The organism is Rhodococcus sp. BP-316 (assembly GCF_019836105.1).
Lineage (GTDB): Bacteria > Actinomycetota > Actinomycetes > Mycobacteriales > Mycobacteriaceae > Rhodococcoides.
Genome location: NZ_JABUEE010000001.1, coordinates 478,926 through 503,044 on the forward strand (window position 1 = coordinate 478,926; position 24,119 = coordinate 503,044).

The window sequence follows — 24,119 nt, forward strand, 5'->3', positions numbered from 1 at the left end:
TCACCGATCGGTCACCCCTGCAGGCGCCCGTCCTCCCGCAGGCGTTCCGCCAGCCAGTCGTGGAAGAGCCCGATGTGATGCTCGGCCGGCACCAGAACGCCACCGTCACGGTATGCCCGTGAGCTCATCGCCGGTTGGGTTCGCTCACATGCGTCGAAATCCTGCACGTTGACGCGATGGAACAACTCGACCGATCGGCTGACGTCGCGGCCGGACTCGACGACGTCCCGCGTGTACAGCCAGTCGCACTCGACGACGGTGCGGTCCGCGGACACCGGGTACATGCGGTGCAGGATCACGTGGTCGGGAACCAGGTTGACGAAGACGGTCGGCTTGATCGTGATGGCGTAGTACCGCCGGTCCTGATCCTCCGAGAGCGTCGGCAGGGCGCCGAACCCCGCGGACCCGTCCACGGTGAATCCGTCGATCTCCGCGCCGAACTCCGCACCGTGGCCGACGAAGTACTGGGCCGCGAGCCCGTCCGCGAACTCGGGGAGGACCTCGGTCAGCTCCGGGTGGATCGTGGCGCAGTGATAGCACTCCATGAAGTTCTCGACGATCAGCTTCCAGTTGGCCGCCACGTCGTAGACCTCGCGGCGACCGAGTTCGAGAGACGGCATGTCGTACCGGTCGATGGCCGTCGGGTCGCCGAGCCGCTCGGTGACCGCGCCGATCACCTCGTCCTCGAAGGACGGCGGCTCGTCCGCAAGGCACAGCCACGCGTAGCCGAGCCACTCCCGGAGCGCGACGGGGATCAGACCCCACTCCGTACGGTCGAGCGGGGCACCGGACCCGTCCGACAACGCGGACAGATTGGGAGCGGCCACGAGCTTCCCGTCCAGCCCGTACGTCCAGGCGTGGTACGGACACTGCAGATTACGCTTGACCTGGCCCGACTCCTCCGTGCAGATCTGTGCGCCGCGGTGACGGCACACGTTGAGGAACGCGCGCAGAGCCCCGTCACGCCCGCGCACCACCAGCACGCTCTCGCGGCCCACGTCGACGCGGCGGAAGGCGCCGGGTGCCGCGAGATCGGCACTCCGGACGGCGCAGAACCACATCGTCTCGAACACGTGCTCCTGCTCGGCCAGAAACGTCTCCGCGCTGGTGTACCAGGATCCGGGGAGAGTGGGGATCAACGACTGAGTGCGGGGCGCGGCGCTTGTCATACGGTCACCAATCGGCGGGGATCGAAGAGGGTGATGGGGTGCGCGGTCGTCCCGGTGGTCGCGAGGTCGGCCAGGATCTCACCGACGACGGGCACGAACTTGAAACCGTGGCCGGAGAACCCGCACGCGACGGTGACGTTGGTGGCGTCGGGGTGCCGCGCGATGACGAAGTGCTCGTCCGGAGTGTTGGAGTACATGCACGTCGCGGAGTGCACGCTCGGCCCGTCGAGGCCGGGCACGGTCTGCCGCACCCGGGTCTGCATCGCCTCGATCTCGTGCGGGTGCACCGTACGGTCGATGGTGTCCGGCGTGCACTCGATGCCCTTGCGGAAGAAGGCCACCTTGACGCCGCCGTCGGGACCGTCGATCGCCGGGAAACCGTAGTCCTGCATACCGTCCGCGGCCTCGTGGATGAAGATCGGATTGCTCTCGTACGCGGCGGTACCGGCGCTCGCGCCGAACCAGTGCAGTACCTGGCGCTCGACGACGATCGGTACCGCGAACTGCTCGAGCAACTGCGGCGCCCAGGCACCGGGGCAGATCACCACCTGGCCCGCCGTGTGGGTTCCCTTGTCGGTGGTGACGGTGACGCCGTCCCCCGACTCCTCCCAGCCGAGCACCGTCTCACCGAACTGCAATGTCGCACCGCGGTTCTCGGCGAGGTCCAGATGGGCCTGAACGGTGAGTTCAGGCCTCGCGAAACCCGCGGCGGCCTCGAACAGTGCCACCTCGTCGGGGTCGGGATCGAAGGTGGGGAACGCCTCGCGCACCTGCGCGGCATCCAGGATCTCGTGCGGCAGCGACCATTGCCGTGACGCCAGCAGCGAGCCCGAGAACGTCACCGAGCTCTCGCGCCCGAGGAACAGTCCTCCGGTGATCCGATGCACCTCCTTCCCGGACATGCTCCTCAGTTCGTCCCACAGTTCGTAGGACCGCAGGAGGAGCGGGACGTAGGCCGGGTCCTCGAAGTAGGACTGCCGGATGATCCGCGATCCGCCGTGGCTCGATCCCTTGTCGTGGGCGGGGGTGAACTTCTCGAGTCCCAGCACCCGCTGTCCGCGGTCGGCCAGATGGAAGGCGGCGGCGCTGCCCATGCCGCCGAGTCCGATGACGATGACGTCGTAGCTCACGTGGCTCATCTCCTGATCAGCTGTCCGGCGGGATCGACGACCGCGTCGTCGGACACCGTCGCACCCAGTGCGGCGGCGAAGTAGGTCACCGACACCGCGGTGCCGAGTGGAGTGTCCAGCGGAAGCCAGGCGTACGCGACGCACCGCCCGAGGGTCGCCGACCATCCCGCGCTCGTGACGTACCCGACGACCGTGCCGTCGAGCGAGACCGGCTCCTTCCCGAGCACCACGGCGTCCGGGTCGTCGAACACGAGAGTCCGCAGCCGTCGCGTCGCGGGCCGAGCGGCCAGGGCCGACCGACCGACGAAGTCCGTGGCGTCCTTGACGGCGAACTCGACGCCCGCGTCGGCCGGGGTGTCCTCGGAGGTCATGTCGTGCCCCCACGCGCGGTACCCCTTCTCGAGTCGCAGGCTGTCGAACGCGAGCCGGCCGGCAGCGATCACCCCGTGATCGGACCCGGCCTCCCACAACAGGTCCCACAGGGCGCCGCCGTACTCGGCGTCGGTGTAGATCTCCCACCCGAGTTCGCCGACGTACGACACCCGCATCATGATCACGGGAATCGCACCGACGTACGTCCGCACGGCGCGGAAGTAGCCGAAGGCCTTGTGTCCCAGGTCCGCGTCGGCCAGCGGTGCCACCATCGCGCGGGCACGGGGACCCCACACTCCGACACAACACGTCGCTCCGGTGACGTCCCGCACCGTCACCGGACCGTCGGGCGTTCCCGCCCTGGCGCGGCGCAGCATCGCATCGAGGTCGAGTGGACCGTTCGCTCCGACGCGATAGTGATCGGCGCCGAGTCGCGCGACCGTGAGGTCGCTGCGGATCCCGCCTCTCTCGTCGAGCATCAGCGTGTAGGTGACACGGCCGATCGCGGTGTCCACGTCGTTGGTGGTGAGGTGCTGCAGGAAGTGGGCTGCGCCGGGTCCCTCCACGTCGTACCGGGTGAGCGGTGTCATGTCGTACATCGCGACCCGGCTCCGCGTCGCCGCGGCCTCGGCCACGGCGATGTCGGAGAAGTGACGCGCGGACCACTCGTCGCGGACCGGAAGGTGGAACCCGGTCTCGAGGAGCGCCGCGAGTTCGCCCGCGTTGCTCTCGTACCAGGCGGGGCGCTCCCAGCCTCCGCCCTGGACGAAGCGGGCGTCCAGCGCGACCTCCGCGGCGTGGAACGGGCTGCGCCGCAGTCCTCGCAGCGCCGTGCGCTGCTGGCGGGGGTGCACGATGTCGTACACCTCCACGAACGCCTGCGCGCTGGTCGCGGCGATGAAGGCGGGACTGCGCTCGACCGATTCGAAGCGATACAGATCGGACTCGTGGAGGTCGATCTCCGAGGCGCCGTCGATCAGGGTCTGGGCGAGAGCGCGCGCGATACCGGCGGAGTGCGTCACCCACACCGCCTCCGCCACCCAGAAGCCGGCCAGATCCCGGTGCTCCCCGACGATCGAGTGACCGTCGGGAGTGAAGGAGAAGATGCCGTTGAATCCGGATTCGACCTTCGACTCCCGCAGCGTCGGAAGCACTCTCGCGGACTCACGCCAGGCCGGCGCGAAATCGTCCTCGGTGAACGGCAGCATCGACGGCATCGGTGGGGGCGCCACGGACGACGCGTCACCGTCCGCGTCCCACGACAGCGCGCCCATGTCCGCGGGCATCGGGTCGTGGCCGTAGTAGCCGATACCGAGACGATCCCCGTGCTCCCGGTAGTAGAGGTCGCCGTCCTGGTGACGAAGGATCGGCAGACTCGCGTCCGTCGCACCGGTGTTCCGGCCGACCAGCGCCTCGATCTGTCCGGTGTAGGCGTACTGGTGCGCCATCGGGACCAGGGGAACCGTGAGGCCCACCGTGCGCCCGAGCTCGGCACCCCAGAAGCCCGCGGCCGACACGACGATATCCGCCGGCACGTCGCCGTGCGGGGTCCGCACTCCCGTCACACGTCCACTCGCCTGGAGGATCTCGGTCACCGGACTGTCCCCCCGGAACACCGCCCCGCGGGCCTGCGCCGCACGCGCCTGCATCTCGGCGGCCCGCACCGCCCGGGCGAGACCGTCGCTCGGAGTGTGGAACGCGCCGAGCACGACGTCCGGGTCCACGAGCGGGTGCAGAGCCGCTGCGGCCGCGGCGTCGACGAGCCGTCCCTCGATGCCCCACGAGCGCGCCCACCCGGCCTTGCGTTGCAGATCAGTCCACCGAGCCTCGGTCGTCGCGATCTCGAGGCCGCCGAGCGTGTCGAAGCACGGCCCGTCGTCGTGCGTGAGTGCGCGGAACTTGTCGGCCGTGTAGGCCGCGAAGTGGGCCATGGAGCGCGAGGGATTCGTCTGGAACACCAGCCCGGGGGCGTGGGACGTGGATCCGCCGGTGGAGAACAGCGGCCCCTGGTCGAGCACGGTGACGTCAGTCCACCCACGGGCGGTCAGTTCGTCCGCCAGGGAGGTCCCGACGATGCCGGCGCCGATGACGACGATACGAGGTGTCACGAGCGTCCCCCTGGGACCTGTTGCGATCAGCGCAACGATGGGTGGTTTACGCAACACAGACTCGACGCCTCGGGCCGGGCTGTCAACCCGGCACGCTGTGGTTCGACACACCGGTGCAGCGATTGACGTGGTGGATCGTCCTGGTGCATCCTGTTGCGCAGATCGATCACAGTTGCGATCGACGCAACACCGTCACACTTGCGGGAGGCATCATGCCGGACACCGTTCATCGCGTCGCCGTCTGCTCCGCATCGGCCCTCCCCGTCGGCGAGGTCGCCACCGTCACCCCGCCGGGTCACACCGCGATCTCCGTCTTCCACACCGAGGAGGGCCTCTTCGCGATCGACGACACGTGCACACACCAGGACGCCTCGCTCGCCGACGGATGGGTGGAGAACTGCGCGGTCGAGTGCCCGCTCCACGAGTCGTGCTTCGATCTGCGGACCGGCGCGCCCTCGGGCACACCGGCGAAGACTCCCGTTCGAACCTATGCGGTGCACGTCGTCGACGGCGCGGTCGTGCTCGACCTCCCCGGCTCGTGACGACCCCCGACAGGCCCGACGTCGAGACGGTGAACTCCGTCCTGGTCGTCGGGGCGTCGCTCGCGGGCTCGACCGTCGCGACCGCTCTCCGCGAGGACGGGTTCACGGGTCGCGTCACCGTCGTCGGCGACGAGCCCCACCTGCCGTACGATCGCCCGCCCCTCTCCAAGGCCTTCCTGCAGGGATCGGCTCCCGACCCGTGGCTCGTTCCCGAACCCGATGCGCTCGACGTCGACTGGGTGCTCGGGACACCGGCTGTCGGCATGACCGGTCGGAGCGTGGAGCTCGCGGACGGGCGGGAGGTGAGTGCCGACGTCGTCGTCATCGCGACCGGCGCGCGCGCACGGACCCTGCTGGGCGCCGACGACCTCGGCGGCGTCCACACGCTGCGCACGTTGGACGACGCCGCCGCACTGCGCTCGTCGCTGGCCACGGCGACCACCATGGTGGTGATCGGCGCGGGATTCATCGGAGCCGAGGTGGCCTCCACGGCCGCCGGCCTCGGCATCTCCGTCACCATCGTCGAGGCGTCCACCGCTCCCCTGTCCGGCCCGCTCGGCCTGACGATGGCGGAGGTCTGCGTCGATCTGCATCGTGCGAACGGCGTGACCCTCCTGCTCGGCGCCGCCGTCGACTCTCTCGAGGGCCGCGACGGGGCCGTCACCTCCGTCCTGCTGGGGGACGGGACGGTACTGCCCGCCGACGTCGTGGTGATCGGAATCGGATCGATCCCCAACACGGAGTGGGCGGCAGCGTCCGGTCTCGCCATCGACGGCGGTTTCGTCACCGACGCGCAGTGCCGCACCACCGTTCCGGGCGTCTACGCGATCGGGGACTGCGCTCGCGCGTTCGACGAGGTGCTGCAGGACCACCATCGCAGCGAACACTGGTCGCACGCGGTCACCCAGGCTCGGCGAGTGGCGCGGTCGATCGTGGGGGCGCAGCCCGCGCCGTCCGGTGTTCCGTATTTCTGGTCGGACCAGTACGGCTCTCGCATCCAGTTCGCCGGCCGTCGCCAGTCGACCGATTCGGTGCGCGTGGTCGAGGGCGACCCGGAGGCCGGCTCGTTCGTCGCCGTGTACGAGCGAGCGGACGACGTCGTCGCCGTCCTGGCGATGAACAACGCCCGATCGTTCACCAGGATGAGGAAGAGTCTCGGGGCCTGATTCTCCGCATGCCGATCAGCATTGGGTGCGTATAACAATCTCGAAGTCGCTTTTCTGTGATCAGCCCGGAGAACTCCGTTGGCACTGCACAGCGCTCGTCGCCGGGGATAGGTTGCCGTCATGACTGCCGAGATACTGGCCACCGACGCCGTCGCGAGCGACACCACGTTCGACCCGGCGCAGCATGCGCTGGACATGGTGGGCTACCACTACCGCGCCGACGACTACTACGAGGTCGGCCGCGAGAAGGTGCGGGAGTACGCGAAAGCCGTCCGCGACTTCCATCCGGTCCACTGGACCGAGGAGGGCGCACTCGAGGTCGGCTATCCGGCGCTGATGGCGCCGCCCACGTTCTTCTCGCTGGTCGGCATCATCGCCCAGCAGAAGCTGCTCGAGCGCATCGCCACCGGATACGACCTCAGCCGGATGCTGCAGACCGACCAGCATGCCGAGTACTTCGCGCCGATCCTGGCGGGCGACCGGCTCACGTGCGACGTCTCGCTCGACTCCTTCCGCACGGTCGTCGGCCGCGACATGATGGTGACCAAGACCGTCATCACCAACCAGCGCAACGAGCTGGCGCAGATCACGTACACCACCCTGCTCATCGGGCGCGCCGACGACGGCGACGACAGCATCGCGGACGTCGCGCGCGGCATGGTCATGAACGGCATGTTCACCCTGTCCACCTCCGACGAGGTGGCCGACGTCAATCCCGGCGGTGACGACCTCGAGACGGTCTACGCCCCGCCCGTCGTCGTCCCGCACACCGGCCATGCCCGTCAGCGCTTCGAGGACGTGGCGGTCGGCGACGCACTGCCCACCAGGACAGTGCTGCTCTCGCGCGGCGATCTCGTGAACTACGCGGGCGTGGTCGGCGACAACAACCCCGTGCACTGGAGCGACCACTTCGCGTCGCTGCTCGAGCTCGACACCGTCGTCGCCCACGGCATGCTCACCATGGGCCTCGGCACCGGCTTCGTGTCCGAGTGGCTCGGCGACCCGGGTGCCCTGAAGGACTGCACCGTGCGCTTCACCAGCCCTGTCATGGTCGACCCGGTGTGCAAGTCGGAGATCGTCATCGACGGCACGGTGAAGTCGAAGGACGAGGCGACCCGGACTGCGGTGGTCTCCATCGACGCGCGCTACAAGGGCAAGCGCATCCTCGGCCACAAGGCCATGGCCACCGTTCACCTGGCCTGAGACGCCTCAGCTCCCGGCCACGGCTCCGCGTACCGAGGCCGGGAGCTTCGTCACCTTCGAGAACGGCCCGACCACGGCGGCCGCCATGGGCCGCGCCAGCAGGGTCCGGGCGACGTCGCGGACCTCGTCGTTGGTCACCTGATCGATGCGCGCGAGCGTCTCCTCCACCGACCTGTGGTCGCCGTAGTTGAGCTCGCTGCGACCGATCCGATTCATTCTCGATCCGGAATCCTCCAGTCCGAGAACCAGTCCCCCGCGCATGCTCCCCTTCGCGCGAGCGCACTCCGCGTCCGTGATGCCGTCGGTGGCCACCGACGCGAGCACGTCGCGGATCACCGAGGTGACCTCGCCGAGATTCTCGGGCTGGCATCCGGCGTACACCGAGAACGCACCCGTGTCGGAGAACGTGTCCACCGACGAGTACACCGAGTACGCGAGACCGCGCTCCTCCCGGATCTCTTGGAAAAGACGCGAACTGAGCCCTCCACCGATGGCGGTGTTCAGAACCGACAACGCCCACCGATGACCCTCGTGGCGTCCGAACGCCCGCACGCCCAGGCACAGGTGCGCCTGTTCACTGTCCCGCGTCGTCAGGCTCAGGGCCGGGCGCGCGGTGATGCGGCCCGCTCCCCCACGCCGCGGTGCCGGTTCGGCGGCACCGGCGATCCGGTCGGCGAAACTGCGACGGACCCCCGCCACCACGTCGTCGTGGTCGACGTTGCCGGCGACCGCCACCACCATGCGCGGCGGGGTGTAGCGCCGAGTGTGGAACGAGTGCAGCTGATTCCGCGTCATGGACTCGATGGACTCCACCGATCCGATGACGGGACGACCGATGGGGTGGTCACCGAACAGCGCGGTGAGGAAGGCGTCACCGAGCAGGTCCTCGGGGTCGTCGTCGCGCATCGAGATCTCCTCGAGCACCACCTGGCGTTCGACATCGACGTCCTCGGCGCGGCAGCGACCGCGGAGCACCACGTCCGCCACCAGGTCGAGTCCGAGGTGCAGGTCCTCGTCGAGCACGTGCGCGTAGAAGCACGTGTGCTCCTTGGACGTGAACGCGTTGAGCTCGCCGCCGACTCCGTCCATCACCTGCGCGATGTCCAGAGCCGTACGGGTGGGGGTGGCCTTGAACAGCAGGTGCTCGAGGAAGTGCGCGGCACCGGCGACGGTGCGGCCCTCGTCGCGCGAACCGACGGCGACCCAGACGCCGACCGAGGCGGACCGCACGCCGGGAACGAACTCAGTGACGACTCGGACGCCGCCCGGCAACACCGTGCGGCGGACGCCGGACGGTTCGGGTGTACGCACACGGCGGCGCGGCCGGGAGCCCGAGAGCTCCGCAGACCGCGCCGCCGCGTTCGTGTACTTCTTACTCAGCGCTGACCTCGTCGGAGGTGGCGACCTGATCGTCGGCCGGCGCGGCGGCTGCCGCGTCGTCCTCGACCGGGACGAGGCTGATCTTGCCGCGGTTGTCGATGTCGGCGATCTCCACGCGGAGCTTCGATCCGACGCTGACGACGTCCTCGACCTTGTTGATGCGCTTGCCGCTGCCCAGCTTGGAGATGTGCACCAGGCCGTCACGACCGGGGAGCAGCGAGACGAACGCGCCGAATGCCGTGGTCTTGACGACGGTTCCGAGGAACCGCTCGCCGACCTTGGGCAGCTGCGGGTTCGCGATGGCGTTGATCATGTCGATCGCGGCCTGTGCGGACGGGCCGTCCGCAGCACCGACGTAGACGGTGCCGTCATCCTCGATCGAGATGTTGGCGCCGGTCTGCTCGGTGATCGAGTTGATCATCTTGCCCTTGGGCCCGATGACCTCGCCGATCTTGTCCACGGGGACCTTGATCGCGGTGACACGCGGTGCGTACGGGCTCATCTCGTCCGGCGCGTCGATGGCCTCGGCCATGACGTCGAGGATCGTGACGCGCGCGTCCTTGGCCTGCGACAGCGCACCGGCCAGAACCTGCGACGGGATGCCGTCGAGCTTCGTGTCCAGCTGCAGGGCGGTGACGAACTCGCGGGTGCCGGCGACCTTGAAGTCCATGTCGCCGAACGCGTCCTCCGCACCGAGAATGTCGGTGAGGGCGACGTAGCGGGTCTCACCGTCGACCTGGTCGGAGACCAGACCCATGGCGATGCCGGCGACCGGTGCCTTCAGCGGCACGCCGGCGTTGAGCATGCCCAGCGTCGACGCACAGACCGAGCCCATCGACGTGGAGCCGTTGGAGCTGAGCGCCTCCGAGACCTGACGGATGGCGTAGGGGAACTCCTCCTGGCTGGGGAGCACGGGGAGCAGCGCGCGCTCCGCGAGGGCTCCGTGACCGATCTCGCGACGCTTCGGCGATCCGACGCGTCCGGTCTCGCCGGTGGAGTACGGCGGGAAGTTGTAGTGGTGCATGTAGCGCTTGCTGGTCTCGGGTCCGAGCGAGTCGATCTGCTGGGCCATCTTGACCATGTCGAGGGTGGTGACGCCCAGGATCTGGGTCTCGCCACGCTCGAACAACGCGCTGCCGTGGGCGCGCGGGATGACGGCGACCTCGGCAGAGAGCTCACGGATGTCCGTGATGCCGCGGCCGTCGATGCGGAACTGGTCGCGCAGGATGCGCTGACGCACGAGCTTCTTGGTCAGCGAGCGGAACGCTGCGCCGATCTCCTTCTCGCGGCCCTCGAACCGGTCGCCCACGCTGGTGAGGATCTGGTTCTTGACCTCGTCGAGCTTGCTCTCGCGCTCGGTCTTGCCCGCGATGGTGAGCGCCTCGTTGAGCGGGATCTGAGCCGCACCCTCGACAGCCTCGAACACGTCGGACTGGTACGCGGGGAAGAGCGGGAAGTCGCCGGTGGGCTTGGCGGCCGCCGTGGCGAGCTGCTTCTGCGCCTCGCACAGCGATGCGATGAACGGCTTCGCTGCTTCGAGGCCCTCGGCCACGATGGCCTCGGTGGGCGCCTGCGCGCCGTCCTCGACGAGGGCGATGACCTTCTCGGTCGCCTCGGCCTCGACCATCATGATCGCGACGTCGGCGTCCGCACCGGTGCCCGAGACGACGCGGCCGGCGACGACCATGTTGAACACGGCCTTCTCGAGCTGCTCGTTGGTGGGGAACGCGACCCACTGCTTGTCGATCAGGGCGACACGGACGCCGCCGATGGGGCCGGAGAACGGCAGGCCCGCGAGCTGGGTGGACGCCGACGCGGCGTTGATGGCCACGACGTCGTACAGGTCCTTCGGATCGAGGCTCATCACGGTGATGACGACCTGGATCTCGTTGCGCAGTCCGTCGACGAACGTCGGACGCAGCGGCCGGTCGATCAGGCGACAGGTCAGGATGGCGTCGGTGCTGGGGCGTCCCTCACGACGGAAGAACGATCCGGGGATGCGGCCGGCGGCGTACATCCGCTCCTCGACGTCCACCGTGAGCGGGAAGAAGTCGAAGTGGTCCTTGGGGTGCTTCGAGGCGCTGGTGGCCGAGAGCAGCATGGTCTCGTCGTCCAGGTACGCGACGACGGCGCCGGCGGACTGCTTGGCCAGCCGGCCGGTCTCGAAGCGGATGGTGCGGGTGCCGTACGACCCGTTGTCGATGACGGCGGTGGTCTCGAACACGCCCTCGTCGACCTCGGTGGCCGCTGCGGTGTTCGTGGTGGTCTCTGACATGGAAGTCTTCTCGTCCTCTCGTCTTCGCCGTGCCCACCCGGGCGCGCACTCGAACCCGGTGGTCCGGTGCGGCGTCCCCGAGTCGACGTGCGAGCGGAGGCGGCCCACGATCGAAGTCCCCCGGGCCGGGTCGCGCTCCGCGCGTCCGGAAACCGAGAGACCACTACCGAAGACCGACACCGCGACGTGTGTCGGGGACGAACGGCTGATGGTGCTCACCGCCGAGTCGGCGGCCTACCTGTGGTGCTGTGCACTCCCGGAGAGGGAGTACTGCTGTGACACTACCGGTCCACGACGAACGGCCGACGAGGAACAGCCGTGGGCTGCCTCGCCGGCGCGATCGCGTGAACCATGACGGAAATTATCGACGCAGTCCCAGACGCTCGATGAGCGAGCGGTACCGCGCGACGTCGACCTTCTGCACGTACTTGAGCAGACGACGACGACGACCCACGAGCAGCAGCAGGCCGCGACGCGAGTGGTGATCGTGCTTGTGCACCTTGAGGTGCTCGGTGAGATCCTGGATGCGCTTGGTGAGCATCGCCACCTGGGCTTCCGGCGATCCGGTGTCCGTCTCGTGGACGCCGTACTCGCCGAGGATCTGCTTCTTCTGTTCGGTGGTCAAAGCCACAGTGAAACTCCTGATGCAGTGCCGTCCGCGCGTGGATGGTGCCGCACCCGAGGGCGCGGTGTTGCAGCCGCCGCGGACCGCAGCGAACAACAGTCGTCCATCCTACCTCAGTGGCCGAGGCCCGAACGACACCTCTTCATTCAGGCGTCCAGGGCGGCGAGGATGTCGCGGGCACGGTCGACGTCGAGATCCATCTGCGCGATCAGCTCGTCCACCGACGCGAAGGCCTCCATGCCGCGCAGACGCTCGACGAAGTCCACCGCGACGTGCTGCCCGTAGAGATCGGCGTCGCCGTCCAGGACGAACGCCTCCACCGTGCGGGTGCGCCCCGAGAACGTGGGATTGGTCCCCACCGACACCGCTGCGCGACAACGCTTTCCGGGAGTCACGGTACCCATGATCGGTCCGGGCCCGAGCACCGTGAACCACGACGCGTACACCCCGTCCGCCGGGATGGCGGCGTGCATGGGCGGCTTGACGTTGGCCGTGGGGTAGCCGATGGTGCGGCCACGGCCGTCACCGTGCACCACCACGCCCTCGACTCGGTGGGGTCGACCGAGCGCGTCGGCGGCGGCCGCGACGTCACCGGCGTCGACGCAGGCGCGAATGTAGGTGGAGGAGAACGTGACCGACTCCTCGGCCAGCAGAGTGACACCGTCGACCGCGAACCCGAACCGCGTGCCGGCGGACCGGAGCAGAGCGACGTTGCCGGCGGCCTTCTTGCCGAACGTGAAGTTCTCCCCCACCACGACCTCGGCGGCGTGCAGCCGCTCGACGAGGATGTCGTGGATGTAGCGATCGGGGGTGAGCTTCATGAACTCCGGCGTGAAAGGCATGACGCAGAAGACGTCGATGCCCAGTTCCTCGGCCAGTTCGGCACGCCGGGTGAGGGTGGTCAGCTGGGCCGGGTGACTGCCCGGACGCACCACTTCCATCGGATGCGGATCGAAGGTCATGAGCACACTCGGCACTCCGCGTGCCGCCGCCGATGTCACGGCGCGGTCGATCAATTGGGCGTGGCCGCGGTGTACGCCGTCGAACACGCCGATCGTCAGAACACATCTGCCCCAGTCGGCCGGGACATCGTCGAGACCTCGCCATCTCTCCACGACCAGGAGCCTACGGGCCGACGATCGACCGGTCACGTCCGGCGCACCGACGGCTAAGCTGTCGGCGTGCCAGCCCCTGCCCTCTCCACCGTCGCGCAGGACTACCTCAAGGTCATCTGGACCGCGAGCGAGTACTCCGACGAGCCGGTGAGCACCAAGATGCTCGCCTCCCGGATGTGCGTCTCGCCGTCCACGGTCTCCGAGGCCGTACGCAAACTCGCCGATCAGGGCCTCGTCGACCACGCCCGCTACGGGTCCATCACACTCACCGAGGCCGGGCGGCGCGCCGCCATCGGCATGGTCCGCAGGCATCGGCTCATCGAGACCTGGCTGGTCGAGGAGATGGGCTACGGCTGGGACGAGGTGCACGACGAGGCCGAGGTGCTCGAACACGCGGTGTCGGACCTGCTCGTCGAGCGCATCGACGCCAAACTCGGTCGGCCGTCACGCGACCCGCACGGTGATCCCATCCCCACCATCGACGGCACCATTCCCGCGCCGCCGGCGGTACCGCTCAGCGATTTCGTCGCGGGCCAGAAGGGCCACGTCACCCGCATCTCCGACTCGGATCCGGACATGTTGCGGTACTTCGATTCCATCGGCATCACCCTCGACCTGTCGATCACGATGGTCGAGCGCCGCGACTTCGCCGGGACCGTGGCCGTGCAGGTGGCCGACACGGTACTCGACCTGGGTCATGTTGCCGCCGAGGCGATCTGGATGACCACGGACTGACGCCGGACCGCCCCGACGAACTCAGGGGCGCAGCGTGGCCGGCCGCACGACCATCACGGTGCTGGCCCGCTTGCCGCGTTCCTGCACCAGGGCGATGGTGTGGCCGTTCTCGTCCAGTGCCGCGTAGATGCCGGGCATCCCGATCGGGTCGAGCCAGCGTCCCTGGCTCAACGATTCGGCCTCGTCCGACGTGACCGTCCGGTGCGGGAACGCCGTGCGAGCGGCAGCGTCGATGTCGAGGCTCACGTGCGGGTCGTCCCGCACCTCGTCGAGAGTACGGGCGTGCTCCAACGTGAACGGTCCGACCCGGGTGCGCCGCAACGCGGTCAGGTGGCCGCCAACGCCCAGGGACGCACCCAGGTCGCGCGCGAGCGCCCGCACGTAGGTCCCGGACGTGCACTCGACGTGGACGTCCAGATCGATCACGTCGCTCCCCCGGCGACGCTCCAGGACGTCGAAGCGGGAGACGGTGACCGTGCGCGGTTCGAGCACGACGTCCTCGCCCTCCCGAACGAGAGCGTGGGCGCGCTTGCCGTCCACCTTGATGGCGCTGACACTCGACGGGACCTGACTGATCTTCCCGGTCAGCGCGGCGACGGACTCGTCGATCCCGGAGTCCGTCACCGCACTCACGTCCGCCGTCGACACCGTCTCGCCCTCGGCGTCGTCGGTGGTGGTGGCGGCTCCGAGGCGGACGGTCGCGGTGTACTCCTTGGTGGTCAGCGACAGCAGACCCAGCATCTTGGTCGCTCGCTCGACACCGAGCACCAGCACCCCCGTCGCCATGGGATCGAGCGTGCCGGCGTGTCCGATGCGGCGCGTCTTCAAGGCCTTGCGACAGGCGGAGACGACGTCGTGGCTGGTGACTCCGCCACTCTTGTCCACCACCAGAAGTCCGGCGCCGTCGAGTCCTGTGGGGGGTTTGGGGTGAGCTGGCACGAGGGAGAAGTCTGTCAGAAGATCGCGGGAAGGCCGGAGGCCGGCCGTCCATAAAGCGGGAAGGCCGGAGGCCGGCCGTCAGAAGACCGTGATCGCAGTGACGACGAGGCCGTCGGAGACGGCCCAGCGTCCGTCGAGGGAGGTGAGCGGTGCGCCGCTGGTGGTGTCGCCGGGGACCAGCAGCCGGGAGCGGAAGGTACCGGTGATGGTCGAGCGTCCCGCCGAGTCGGCATCGCGCTCGAAGGTGATGTGCGCGTCCTCGAATCCGAGCCACCGCCCGGTCAGCGGGTACCAGGCCTTGTACGTCGCCTCCTTCGCGCAGAACAGCAATTTGTCCCACTGCACCTCGTCGTCGGTGCGGGTGGCCAGGACCTCACGCTCGGCCTCGATGCTCACGGCTTTCAGCACGCCGTCCGGCAGCGGTTCGTGCGGTTCCGCGTCGATGCCCACCGAGCGGACCTGCAACGCGTAGCCCACGGCGGCGGCGCGATAGCCGTCGCAGTGCGTGAGCGAGCCGACGACGCCGCCCGGCCACACCGGCGATCCCATCTCGCCGCGCAGGATCGGACCGGGCTCGAGTCCGAGCCGGCCCATCGCGAGTCGGGCGCAGTGCCGCGCCGAGGTGAACTCGCGCTTGCGCTTGTCGACGGCCTTCTCCACGAGATGCGCCTCGCGGGGGTGCGGGGTGAGACCGGGCGGATCCTCGAACAGCTCCTCGGCGACGACGCCGCGCGCGAGCAGCCCGCCGAGCAGGGAGGTCTCTCGTGCCGTCGTCACAGTCGCTTCTCCGCTCGCATCTTCTCCACTTCCGCTTCCATCTCCGGCGTGACCGTGAAGTGGCCGCCGAACTTGTTCAACGATCCCGGCGGGTACTCGGGGACCGGAAGGATCTGTCGCAGCACCTGATCCGGGAGTCCGCGGCGTTTCCACTCGCGCGGGTAGCCCACCGACACCTCCTCGAACCGCACGCCGTCGTAGTACGTCGTCCGTGGGATGTGGAGGTGGCCGTAGACCGCACACAGGGCGTTGTAGCGGGTGTGCCAGTCCTTGGTCGCCGTGGTTCCGCACCAGAGGGCGAACTCGGGATAGAACAGCACCTCGGTGGGCTGCCGCACCAGCGGCCAGTGGTTGATCAGCACCGTCGGGATCGAGGTGTCCACCTCGGCCAACCGCTTCTCGGTGATCGCCAGCCGCGCCGCGCACCACGCGTCGAGGGACGCGTAGGGCGTCGGGGTGATGAGGAACTCGTCGGTGGCCACCACGTTGCGGCTGCGCGCCAGCGCCAGACCGTCGAGCTTGTTCGTGGTGCCCGCAGGCAGGAAAGAGTAGTCGTACAACACGAACATCGGCACCAGCGTGACGGGGCCCAAATACCCCGACCGGCCTCCGGCCTGCCCGACCTCCCCCTCCCACACGGGGAACGGGTCCTCGGGCGTCAGCACACCCAGTTCCCGGCACATCGTGACCAGGTAGTCGTAGCGCGCCTCACCGTGCATCTGTACCGGGTCCTTGACCGTGGTCCACAGCTCGTGGTTTCCCGGCACCCAGATCACGGTGTCGAACTTCGACTTCAGCTCGGCGAGCGCCCAGCGAATGTCGTCCGTCTTCTCCGACACGTCTCCGGCGACGATCAGCCAGTCCTCGGGGCTCTCCGGTTCGATGGCCTCGGTGACGGGCCGGTTGCCCTTGTGACCGACGTGGATGTCGCTGACGGCCCACAACTTGGCTGGCACACTCACGACCCTTCTGCGGTTGATGTTCGGCTCCCGACGGTATCGGTCCCCGTTCTGATCCAGGCGCCCGACGCGGTCCGCCAGACCACGGAGACCGCTCTCAGGCTGACGAACACCATCAGGCCCACCCAGATTCCCGGCAACCCCCAGTCGAGGATCGCCGCGAGCCAGATCAGCGGTAGGAATCCGACGACGGCGCTCGCGAGAGTCGCGTTCCGCAGGAAGGCGGCATCCCCGGCCCCGAGCAGCACACCGTCGAGGGCGAACACGACGCCGGCGACGGGGATCAGCGCGACGAACAACCACCAGATGCCGTCGATGCTCGTCAGGGTCGACGAGTCGGACGTGAAGAGCGGCGGGATCACGGCGTGGGTGGCGGCGAACAGTCCTGCGAGCACGACGGCGAAACCGACGGACCACGCGGTCACCCGCGAGGCGAGCATCGACGCGGCGCGGCCACGGCCCGCTCCCAACGCGGCGCCGACCAGGGACTGTGCGGCGATGGCCAACGAGTCCAGCATCAGCGCGACGAGATTCCACAACTGCAGAACCACCTGATGGGCCCCGACCGCACCGGCACCGAAGCGTGACGCCACGGTCACCGCGGACAGGAAGCAGGCCTGGAAGGCGAACGAGCGGAGCACGAGGTCCCGGCCGAGGACGAGCTGGCGGCGGATGATCGCGAGATCCGGCCGGAGCGAGCGGGTCCGCGGCCCGCGCATCAGGGCGGAGACGAACAGCGTCGCGGCGACGGCCTGGCCGATGACGTTGGCCACGGCGGACCCGACGAGGCCGAGGGCCGGAACGCCGATCAGACCGTGCACGAGGACGGGACACAGCACGGCCGACAGTGCGAGCCCCGCCACCACGTACCGCAACGGCCGCACGGTGTCCTGCACGCCGCGCATCCACCCGTTCCCGGCGAGCGTGACGAGGATCAACGGGGTGCCGAGCACGCCGACTCGGAGCCACGTGGTGGCCTCGGCGGTGATGTCTCCCCCGCCGCCCAGCACCGACAGGATCGGGTTCGCGAAGAGCTGGACCACCAGGATCAGCAGGAGGCCCAGCACCACTGCGAGCCACGTGGCCTGGACGCCCTCGTTGCGGGCGTCGTCGTCCCGGCCCGCACCGTGCAGCCGTGCCGCGCGCGCGGTCGTCCCGTACGAGAGAAACGTCAGCTGCGTACTCACCTGGGCGAGAACGAGGCCACCGACGGCCAGACCCGCGAGTGGGAGCGCACCGAGTCGACCCACCACCGCGGAGTCGAAGAGCAGGTACAGCGGCTCGGCCACCAGGACGCCGAGTGCGGGGAACGCGAGGCCGAACAGGGTGCGAGCGGACACCCGCCCGTCCACGGCGGAGCGATCGGTCACCCGAGCGCGGCGACCAGGGCGTCGACGTCGTCCTCGATCGGGCCCGTCGCGGTGTAGCCGGCGGAGAACTTGTGGCCGCCCCCACCCAGCGCGGACGCCACGACGGAGACGTCGACACTGCTCTTCGCGCGCAACGACACGGCCCAGCCCGCCTCGTTCTGCTTGAACACGGCGGCCACCTCGGCCTCCGCGGTGGTGCGCACGATGTCCACGACGCTCTCGATCTCCTCGGGACGCAGTCCGCGAGAGTCCTCGAGCCGCACGATCGCGTAGACGAGCCCACGCGAGCCGGCCGCGTCCGGAACCAGGCGCGCCGAGCCCAGGACGGCGCCCAGCATCGGCAGCCAGGCGAAGGGGTGGGTGTCGAGCAGGCGGCGCGAGATGGCGGCACCGTCGATCCCGGTCGCGAGAAGTCGCTCGGCCAGCAGGTGGGAGCCCGGCCGGACCCAGCGGAACGATCCGGTGTCGGTCACGAGGCCGGCGAACAGGCAGTGCGCGAGGTCCCGGTCGATCTCGACGCCCCACTCGTCGAACAGCACGGCGACCACCGCTGTGGTGGACTCCGCACTCGCATCGATCACGTGATGCGTGCCGTAGAAGGTGTTGGACCGGTGATGGTCGACGACCAGGGACACGGCGCCGTCCAACCGGTCACCCAGCGACCCGAGCCTGCCTCGACTGCCGGCGTCCACGGTGACCACCAAATCCGCGTCCGTCGGGACCTCGGCGGGCGGCACCAGGAACTCCGCTCCCGGCAGACCGATCATCGACTCGGGCAACGAGGCGGGCGCCGCGAAGGACACGGTCGGCCGCGAGCCGCGTCGCGAGAGCGCGACGGCCAGGGCGAGCGCACTGCCGATGGTGTCGGCGTCGGGTTGCACGTGGCACAGCAGAGTCACCGTCCGGGCGTCCTCGAGAAGACGGACGGCTTTCTGCATGTCCGCGCGCAGCGTGTCGGTCACCGGGGTCTCAGAGCTCGTCGGTGTCGCTTCGAGGCACCTTGTACGGATCCGGATCACCGGCGGGCTGCGCCCCCGCAGCGGCCTGAGCCACCTTGTCGTCGATCTGGCGGGCACGCTCGAGCAGTTCCTCCATGTGGCGCGCGGTGTCGGGCACCGTGTCCGCACGAAAGGTCAGCGTCGGGGTGAAGCGCACGCCGGTACCGGCACCGACCTTGGTGCGCAGAGCGCCCTTGGCCTTCTCCAGACCCAGAGCGGCAGCCTGGAAATCGGGCTCGGCGTCGAGCGTCTCGCCGCGCACGGTGTAGTAGACGGTGGCGTCGTGCAGGTCCGGGGTCACCTTGGTGTCGGTGACCGTCACGAACGACAGCCGGGGATCCTTGATCTCGTGATCGATGGCCGTCGCGACGATCGCTCCGATGCGCTTGGCCAGTTTACGAGCGCGGGCTTGGTCCACCACGATGCGTCTCCTTCGTCCATCAGTCCTCTGGCCCGAACACTCGGCGCCGAACTGCGAGTAGTTGTAGTTCCGGCCTCTCGGCCACGTGTCGCTCGCACGAGTCGAGTACCTCGTGCAGGTGGGCGACGTCCCCGGTGGCGATGGCGACACCCACCATCGAACGACGGTAACGCTCCTGTTCCCCGGTCTCGGCGGCCGACACACCGAAGCGCTGCAGGGCAGCGACGACGGGCTTGATCACCGAACGTTTCTCCTTCAGCGAATGTACGTCGCCGAGCAGGATGTCGAGTTCGAGAGCACCGAGAAACACGAGCACCTCATCGATAGCAGGGTCGGACACCGTCTTCGACGAACGGGTGTGGCCCGCGGACATGCCGCGGGCCACACCCGTACGTTCTCGTCGATCAGTCGCGCGGCTTCTCCCGAAGCTCGTACGCCTCCACGACGTCTCCGACCTTGATGTCGGAGTACGTCACCGTCAGACCACACTCGTAGCCCTCGCGGACCTCGGTGGCGTCCTCCTTCTCGCGCCGGAGCGACGAGATGGTGACGAGCTCGGCGACCACGTTGTTGTCACGCAGCAGTCGAGCCTTCGCGTTGCGGCGCACCAGACCCGAGGTGACGAGGCAACCGGCGATGTTTCCGACCTTCGAGGAACGGAACAGCGCGCGGATCTCGGCCTGGCCCAGCGTGACCTCTTCGTAGACCGGCTTGAGCAGACCCTTGAGCGCCTTCTCGATCTCGTCGATCGCCTGGTAGATCACCGAGTAGTACCGGATGTCCACGCCCTCGCGGTTCGCCAGCTCCGTCGCCTTGCCCTCGGCACGGACGTTGAAGCCGATGATGATCGCGTTGGACGCCGACGCCAGGTTGACGTTGGTCTCGGTGACACCACCCACGCCGCGGTCGATGACGCGCAGTTCGACCTCGTCGTCGATCGCGATACCGACGAGCGCCTCCTCCAAGGCCTCCACGGTGCCGGAGTTGTCGCCCTTCAGGATCAGGTTGAGCTGCGACGTCTCCTTCAGTGCGGCATCGAGATCGTCGAGGCTGATCCGCTTGCGCGACTTCGCTGCCAGCGCGTTGCGCTTGCGAGCGTTGCGGCGGTCCGCGATCTGACGGGCGATCCGGTCCTCGTCGACGACGAGCAGGTTGTCACCGGCACCCGGCACCGACGTGAAGCCGATGACCTGAACGGGACGCGACGGGAGCGCCTCGATGACGTCCTCGCCGTGCTCGTCGACCATGCGACGGACGCGACCGTAGGCATCGCCGGCGACGATCGAGTCACCGACACGCAGGGTTCCGCGAGCGATGAGCACGGTGGCCACCGGTCCGCGACCACGGTCGAGATGTGCCTCGATGGCGACACCCTGTGCGTCCATGTCCGGGTTGGCGCGCAGATCGAGCGCCGCGTCGGCCGTCAACAGCACTGCCTCGAGAAGGGCATCGATGTTGGTGCCCTGCTTGGCCGAGATGTCGACGAACATCGTGTCGCCGCCGTACTCCTCGGCGATGAGGCCGTACTCGGTCAGCTGCTGCCGGATCTTGTCCGGGTTCGCGCCTTCCTTGTCGATCTTGTTGACCGCGACCACGATCGGCACGTCTGCTGCCTGGGCGTGGTTGATCGCCTCCACCGTCTGCGGCATGACGCCGTCGTCGGCCGCGACCACGAGGATCGCGAGGTCGGTGGCCTTCGCACCACGGGCACGCATGGCCGTGAAGGCCTCGTGACCGGGGGTGTCGATGAAGGTGACCAGACGCTCGTTGCCCTCGAGCTCGGTGAGGACCTGGTAGGCACCGATGTGCTGCGTGATGCCACCGGCCTCGCCCTCACGCACGGTGGCGTTACGGATCGAGTCCAGCAGTCGCGTCTTGCCGTGGTCGACGTGACCCATGACGGTGACCACGGGAGGACGCTGCTCGAGCTCGTCCTCGCCGCCCTCGTCCTCGCCGTAGGTGAGGTCGAACGAGTTCAGCAGTTCGCGGTCCTCGTCCTCCGGGCTCACGACCTGGACGACGTAGTTCATCTCGCCGCCGAGCAGTTCGAGCGTCTCGTCGTTGACCGACTGAGTCGCCGTCACCATCTCGCCGAGGTTGAACAGCGCCTGCACGAGTGCAGCCGGGTTCGCGTCGATCTTGTCCGCGAAGTCGGACAGCGATGCGCCGCGAGCGAGACGGATCGTCTCACCGTTGCCACGGGGCAACCGCACGCCACCGACTGCGGGAGCCTGCATGGATTCGTACTCGGCGCGCTTCGCCCGCTTCGACTTGCGGCCACGACGGACCGCGCCGCCGGGACGACCGAACGCGCCTGCCGCGGCACCGCGCTGGCCGGGACGGCCACCGCCACCGGGACGACCACGGAAGCCGCCACCGGCAGGTGCGCCGGCACCGGGAGCGCCGGGTGCACCGCCGCCGCCACCGCGGTAACCGCCGCCGCCACCGGCACCGCCGGGACGACCGCCCGGTGCGCCGCCGGGACGACCCGGACGACCGCCGGCTGCGGGAGCCGGACGAGCCGAGCGGCTCGGCATGGCACCCGGGTTCGGGCGAGGAGGCATCGATCCGGGATTGGGACGGGGTCCGCCGGGGCGAGGTCCACCCTGACCTGCGGGGGGACGACCTGCTCCACCCTGAGCGGGTGCGCCGCCGGCCGGACGAGGTCCACCCTGGCCCGGAGCCGGACGCGGGGCGCCGGGTCGCGGACCGGCCTGTCCCGGAGCCGGACGCGGCGCGGGGCGCTCGACGGGTGCGGACGAGTAGGGATTGTTGCCGACGCGCGGTGCCTTCGGTCCCGGCTTGGGGCCGGGAGCAGCGGGCGCTGTGGGCGCTGTGGGCGCCGACGCTGCCGGTGCCTCGGGGGCGGGTGCCGCCGGAGCAGCCGGTGCCGCGGGAGCGCCAGGTGCTGCGGGTGTCGGAGCCGGGGCAGCGGGTGCCGGGGCGGCGGGAGCCGACGGGGCCGGAGCCTGCGCGGCGGGCGCCTCGGGTGCTGCTGCGGCCGGTGCCTCGGGGGCCGCCGGAGCCGGCTTCGGACCGGGGCGGGGGCCGCCCGGCTTCGGGCCTGCGCCGTTTCCGGACGGACGGGCGCCGGTCGACGGTGCCGCGTCGCCGGACGCGGACGGGTACGACTCACGGAGACGTCGCGCGACCGGTGCTTCCACGGTCGACGACGCCGACTTCACGAACTCGCCCTGCTCTTTCAGCCGAGCGAGTAGATCCTTGCTGGTGACACCGAGTTCTTTAGCCAACTCGTGCACGCGGGCCTTGCCTGCCACTGCTCTCCTCACTGAGAGGTCGAGCGCGGCTCCTATGGCAGGCGCCCGCACGACCTCGGGTTATCTCGAAACGATGTTCATCGTCGGTGCTTCACGGTGTGCTCATGAATTCGTGTACCTGTTCTCCTCGTGGCGCGGCGAGGTGCCGCGACCGTTCGGCCGGTCGATCGGGTGTGGTCCACACCGTCACGGTGCGAACTCTCGGGCAAGCGCGGACAGGTCCAGCGGACCGGTCACGCGCAAGGCACGCCCGAAGGCTCGACGTCGCTCCGCCTGCTGCAGACAAGTCGCGTCGGGATGCAACCATGCACCCCGGCCGGGCAGTCTGCGGCGATGATCGACCACGGCACCGACCGTGCCGGTGTCGGAGACGCCGGCGACGATCCGCACCAAGGCGGAAGGCGACTCGCGCTGTCTGCATCCTACGCACGTACGCACCGGTCCAGCTGGTGCGGACGCGGTGTCGTCGGACAACGCGTGTCGAGCCGTGTCACAGTCTAACGCGGATTCGGTCCGGTTCGGAACGTCGCCCGCTCGCGCGCGCCGACTCAGTGATCGTCCTCGGTCGGCGCGGCGTCGCTCCGGATGTCGATACGCCACCCGGTCAGGCGCGCGGCGAGCCGCGCGTTCTGACCTTCCTTGCCGATCGCGAGCGACAACTGGTAGTCGGGCACCACCACACGAGCGGCGCGGGCAGCCGCGTCGACGACCGTGACAGAGACAACCTTCGACGGTGACAACGCATTCCCGACGAACACGGCCGGATCGTCGTCGTAGTCGATGATGTCGATCTTCTCGCCGGCCAGCTCGCTCATGACGTTGCGGACACGCTGGCCCATCGGACCGATGCACGCGCCCTTGGCGTTGAGGCCGGACACCGACGTCCGCACGGCGATCTTCGACCGGTGTCCCGCCTCGCGGGCCACCGACACGATCTCCACGGACTCGTCCGCGATCTCCGGCACCTCGAGCGCGAACACCTTGCGGACCAGGTTGGGGTGCGTCCGGGACAGGGTGACCTGCGGGCCGCGAGTACCGCGGGTGACGCCCACGACGTAGCACTTGATCCGGTCGCCGTGCTCGTACGTCTCACCGGGCACCTGCTCCGCCGGCGGGATGGTCGCGTCCACGCCCTCGGAGTCGCTGCCGATCCGCACCACGACCGTGCCGCGTGCGTTCAGCCGTGCGTCGGCCTGGATGACACCGCCGACGATCTCGCCCTCGTGCGTCGAGTACTCACCGAACGACTTCTCGTTCTCGGCGTCTCGGAGTCGCTGCAGGATGACCTGACGCGCGGTGGTCGCGGCGATGCGACCGAACCCTTCGGGGGTGTCGTCCCACTCGGAGACGAAGTTCCCGTTCTCGTCGGTCTCGCGTGCCATGACGCGGACCTCGCCACTCTTGCGATTCACGTCGATGTAGGCGTCGGACCGGTGACCGGCCGTGTGCTTGTACGCGGTGAGCAGCGCACTCTGCAGCGTCTCGATCACCGCGTCGATGGTGATGCCCTTCTCCGCCTCGATCGCGCGGAGGGCAGTCATGTCGATGTTCACGTCG

General features: G+C 69.1%; 21 protein-coding genes. 4 read left to right on the top strand and 17 right to left on the bottom strand.

The annotated features are described in order from the left end of the window. Positions 1-11: 11 nt before the first annotated feature. Genes HQ312_RS02210 through HQ312_RS02220 form a run of 3 tightly spaced genes read right to left on the bottom strand, consistent with a single transcriptional unit; the run spans position 12 to position 4,779 of the window. A complete protein-coding gene (locus HQ312_RS02210) occupies positions 12-1,169 on the bottom strand; it encodes an aromatic ring-hydroxylating dioxygenase subunit alpha (RefSeq protein WP_222637676.1) in 1,158 nt (385 codons plus the stop codon). Continuing rightward, a complete protein-coding gene (solA, locus tag HQ312_RS02215) occupies positions 1,166-2,308 on the bottom strand; it encodes an N-methyl-L-tryptophan oxidase (protein WP_222637677.1) in 1,143 nt (380 codons plus the stop codon). The genes HQ312_RS02210 and solA overlap by 4 nt, the downstream gene beginning before the upstream one ends. Next, the gene (locus HQ312_RS02220; protein ID WP_222637678.1) at positions 2,305-4,779 is read right to left on the bottom strand and encodes an FAD-dependent oxidoreductase; all 2,475 of its coding nucleotides are present in this window, start codon (positions 4,777-4,779) and stop codon (positions 2,305-2,307) included. The genes solA and HQ312_RS02220 overlap by 4 nt, the downstream gene beginning before the upstream one ends. Positions 4,780-4,991: 212 nt before the next feature. Here HQ312_RS02220 and HQ312_RS02225 point away from each other — a divergent pair, with 212 nt between their 5' ends. From HQ312_RS02225 to HQ312_RS02235, 3 genes are all read left to right on the top strand, one after another. Then, positions 4,992-5,321 carry a bifunctional 3-phenylpropionate/cinnamic acid dioxygenase ferredoxin subunit gene (locus tag HQ312_RS02225; protein WP_027505091.1) on the top strand — a complete coding sequence of 110 codons (330 nt, stop codon included), beginning with the start codon at positions 4,992-4,994 and terminating at the stop codon, positions 5,319-5,321. Continuing rightward, a complete protein-coding gene (locus tag HQ312_RS02230; protein WP_308123764.1) occupies positions 5,318-6,487 on the top strand; it encodes an FAD-dependent oxidoreductase in 1,170 nt (389 codons plus the stop codon). Before HQ312_RS02225 ends, HQ312_RS02230 begins: the two co-directional genes overlap by 4 nt. Positions 6,488-6,607: 120 nt before the next feature. Continuing rightward, positions 6,608-7,690, top strand: a complete 1,083-nt coding sequence (locus tag HQ312_RS02235) for a fused (3R)-hydroxyacyl-ACP dehydratase subunits HadA/HadB (RefSeq protein ID WP_222637679.1) — start codon at positions 6,608-6,610, stop codon at positions 7,688-7,690. A 6-nt stretch (positions 7,691-7,696) separates the two neighbouring features. On the opposite strand, the gene HQ312_RS02240 is transcribed toward HQ312_RS02235, so the two are convergent. From HQ312_RS02240 to HQ312_RS02255, 4 genes are all read right to left on the bottom strand, one after another. Beyond that, positions 7,697-9,001 carry a pitrilysin family protein gene (locus HQ312_RS02240; protein WP_051613192.1) on the bottom strand — a complete coding sequence of 435 codons (1,305 nt, stop codon included), beginning with the start codon at positions 8,999-9,001 and terminating at the stop codon, positions 7,697-7,699. Between the two features lie 61 nt (positions 9,002-9,062). Then, entirely contained in the window at positions 9,063-11,345 is a 2,283-nt protein-coding gene (locus HQ312_RS02245) for a polyribonucleotide nucleotidyltransferase (protein ID WP_222637680.1), read from the bottom strand. Positions 11,346-11,706: 361 nt separating this feature from the next. Beyond that, the gene (gene rpsO, locus HQ312_RS02250) at positions 11,707-11,976 is read right to left on the bottom strand and encodes a 30S ribosomal protein S15 (RefSeq protein WP_027505086.1); all 270 of its coding nucleotides are present in this window, start codon (positions 11,974-11,976) and stop codon (positions 11,707-11,709) included. Positions 11,977-12,116: 140 nt separating this feature from the next. Beyond that, the gene (locus HQ312_RS02255; RefSeq protein WP_222637681.1) at positions 12,117-13,085 is read right to left on the bottom strand and encodes a bifunctional riboflavin kinase/FAD synthetase; all 969 of its coding nucleotides are present in this window, start codon (positions 13,083-13,085) and stop codon (positions 12,117-12,119) included. Between the two features lie 66 nt (positions 13,086-13,151). Between HQ312_RS02255 and HQ312_RS02260 the strand changes: the two genes are divergently transcribed. Further along, on the top strand, positions 13,152-13,820 hold the full coding sequence (locus HQ312_RS02260) for a metal-dependent transcriptional regulator (protein ID WP_027505084.1): 669 nt from the start codon (positions 13,152-13,154) through the stop codon (positions 13,818-13,820). A 21-nt stretch (positions 13,821-13,841) separates the two neighbouring features. Here the strand turns inward: HQ312_RS02260 and truB are convergent, their stop codons facing one another. The 10 genes from truB to nusA form a co-directional block, all read right to left on the bottom strand. Then, positions 13,842-14,759, bottom strand: a complete 918-nt coding sequence (gene truB, locus HQ312_RS02265) for a tRNA pseudouridine(55) synthase TruB (RefSeq protein ID WP_222637682.1) — start codon at positions 14,757-14,759, stop codon at positions 13,842-13,844. Positions 14,760-14,837: 78 nt separating this feature from the next. Then, positions 14,838-15,512: a 4'-phosphopantetheinyl transferase gene (locus HQ312_RS02270; RefSeq protein WP_222637813.1), complete on the bottom strand. Its 675-nt coding sequence runs from the start codon at positions 15,510-15,512 to the stop codon at positions 14,838-14,840. Between the two features lie 20 nt (positions 15,513-15,532). Next, positions 15,533-16,492 (bottom strand): metallophosphoesterase, encoded by a 960-nt coding sequence (locus tag HQ312_RS02275; protein ID WP_222637683.1) that lies wholly within the window; start codon positions 16,490-16,492, stop codon positions 15,533-15,535. Positions 16,493-16,494: 2 nt separating this feature from the next. Then, positions 16,495-17,865: an MATE family efflux transporter gene (locus HQ312_RS02280; RefSeq protein WP_285185087.1), complete on the bottom strand. Its 1,371-nt coding sequence runs from the start codon at positions 17,863-17,865 to the stop codon at positions 16,495-16,497. Further along, complete coding sequence (locus HQ312_RS02285) at positions 17,862-18,803, bottom strand: bifunctional oligoribonuclease/PAP phosphatase NrnA (protein ID WP_222637815.1); 942 nt, start codon at positions 18,801-18,803, stop codon at positions 17,862-17,864. Before HQ312_RS02285 ends, HQ312_RS02280 begins: the two co-directional genes overlap by 4 nt. A 31-nt stretch (positions 18,804-18,834) precedes the next feature. Next, on the bottom strand, positions 18,835-19,284 hold the full coding sequence (rbfA, locus tag HQ312_RS02290) for a 30S ribosome-binding factor RbfA (protein ID WP_027505079.1): 450 nt from the start codon (positions 19,282-19,284) through the stop codon (positions 18,835-18,837). A 19-nt stretch (positions 19,285-19,303) separates the two neighbouring features. Beyond that, positions 19,304-19,594: a DUF503 domain-containing protein gene (locus tag HQ312_RS02295; RefSeq protein ID WP_027505078.1), complete on the bottom strand. Its 291-nt coding sequence runs from the start codon at positions 19,592-19,594 to the stop codon at positions 19,304-19,306. Between the two features lie 94 nt (positions 19,595-19,688). Then, a complete protein-coding gene (gene infB, locus HQ312_RS02300; RefSeq protein WP_222637684.1) occupies positions 19,689-22,562 on the bottom strand; it encodes a translation initiation factor IF-2 in 2,874 nt (957 codons plus the stop codon). A gap of 186 nt (positions 22,563-22,748) precedes the next feature. Beyond that, positions 22,749-23,162 carry a YlxR family protein gene (locus HQ312_RS02305; RefSeq protein WP_374197734.1) on the bottom strand — a complete coding sequence of 138 codons (414 nt, stop codon included), beginning with the start codon at positions 23,160-23,162 and terminating at the stop codon, positions 22,749-22,751. After that, positions 23,111-24,115: a transcription termination factor NusA gene (gene nusA, locus HQ312_RS02310; RefSeq protein ID WP_222630852.1), complete on the bottom strand. Its 1,005-nt coding sequence runs from the start codon at positions 24,113-24,115 to the stop codon at positions 23,111-23,113. The genes HQ312_RS02305 and nusA overlap by 52 nt, the downstream gene beginning before the upstream one ends. Between the last annotated feature and the right edge of the window lie 4 nt (positions 24,116-24,119).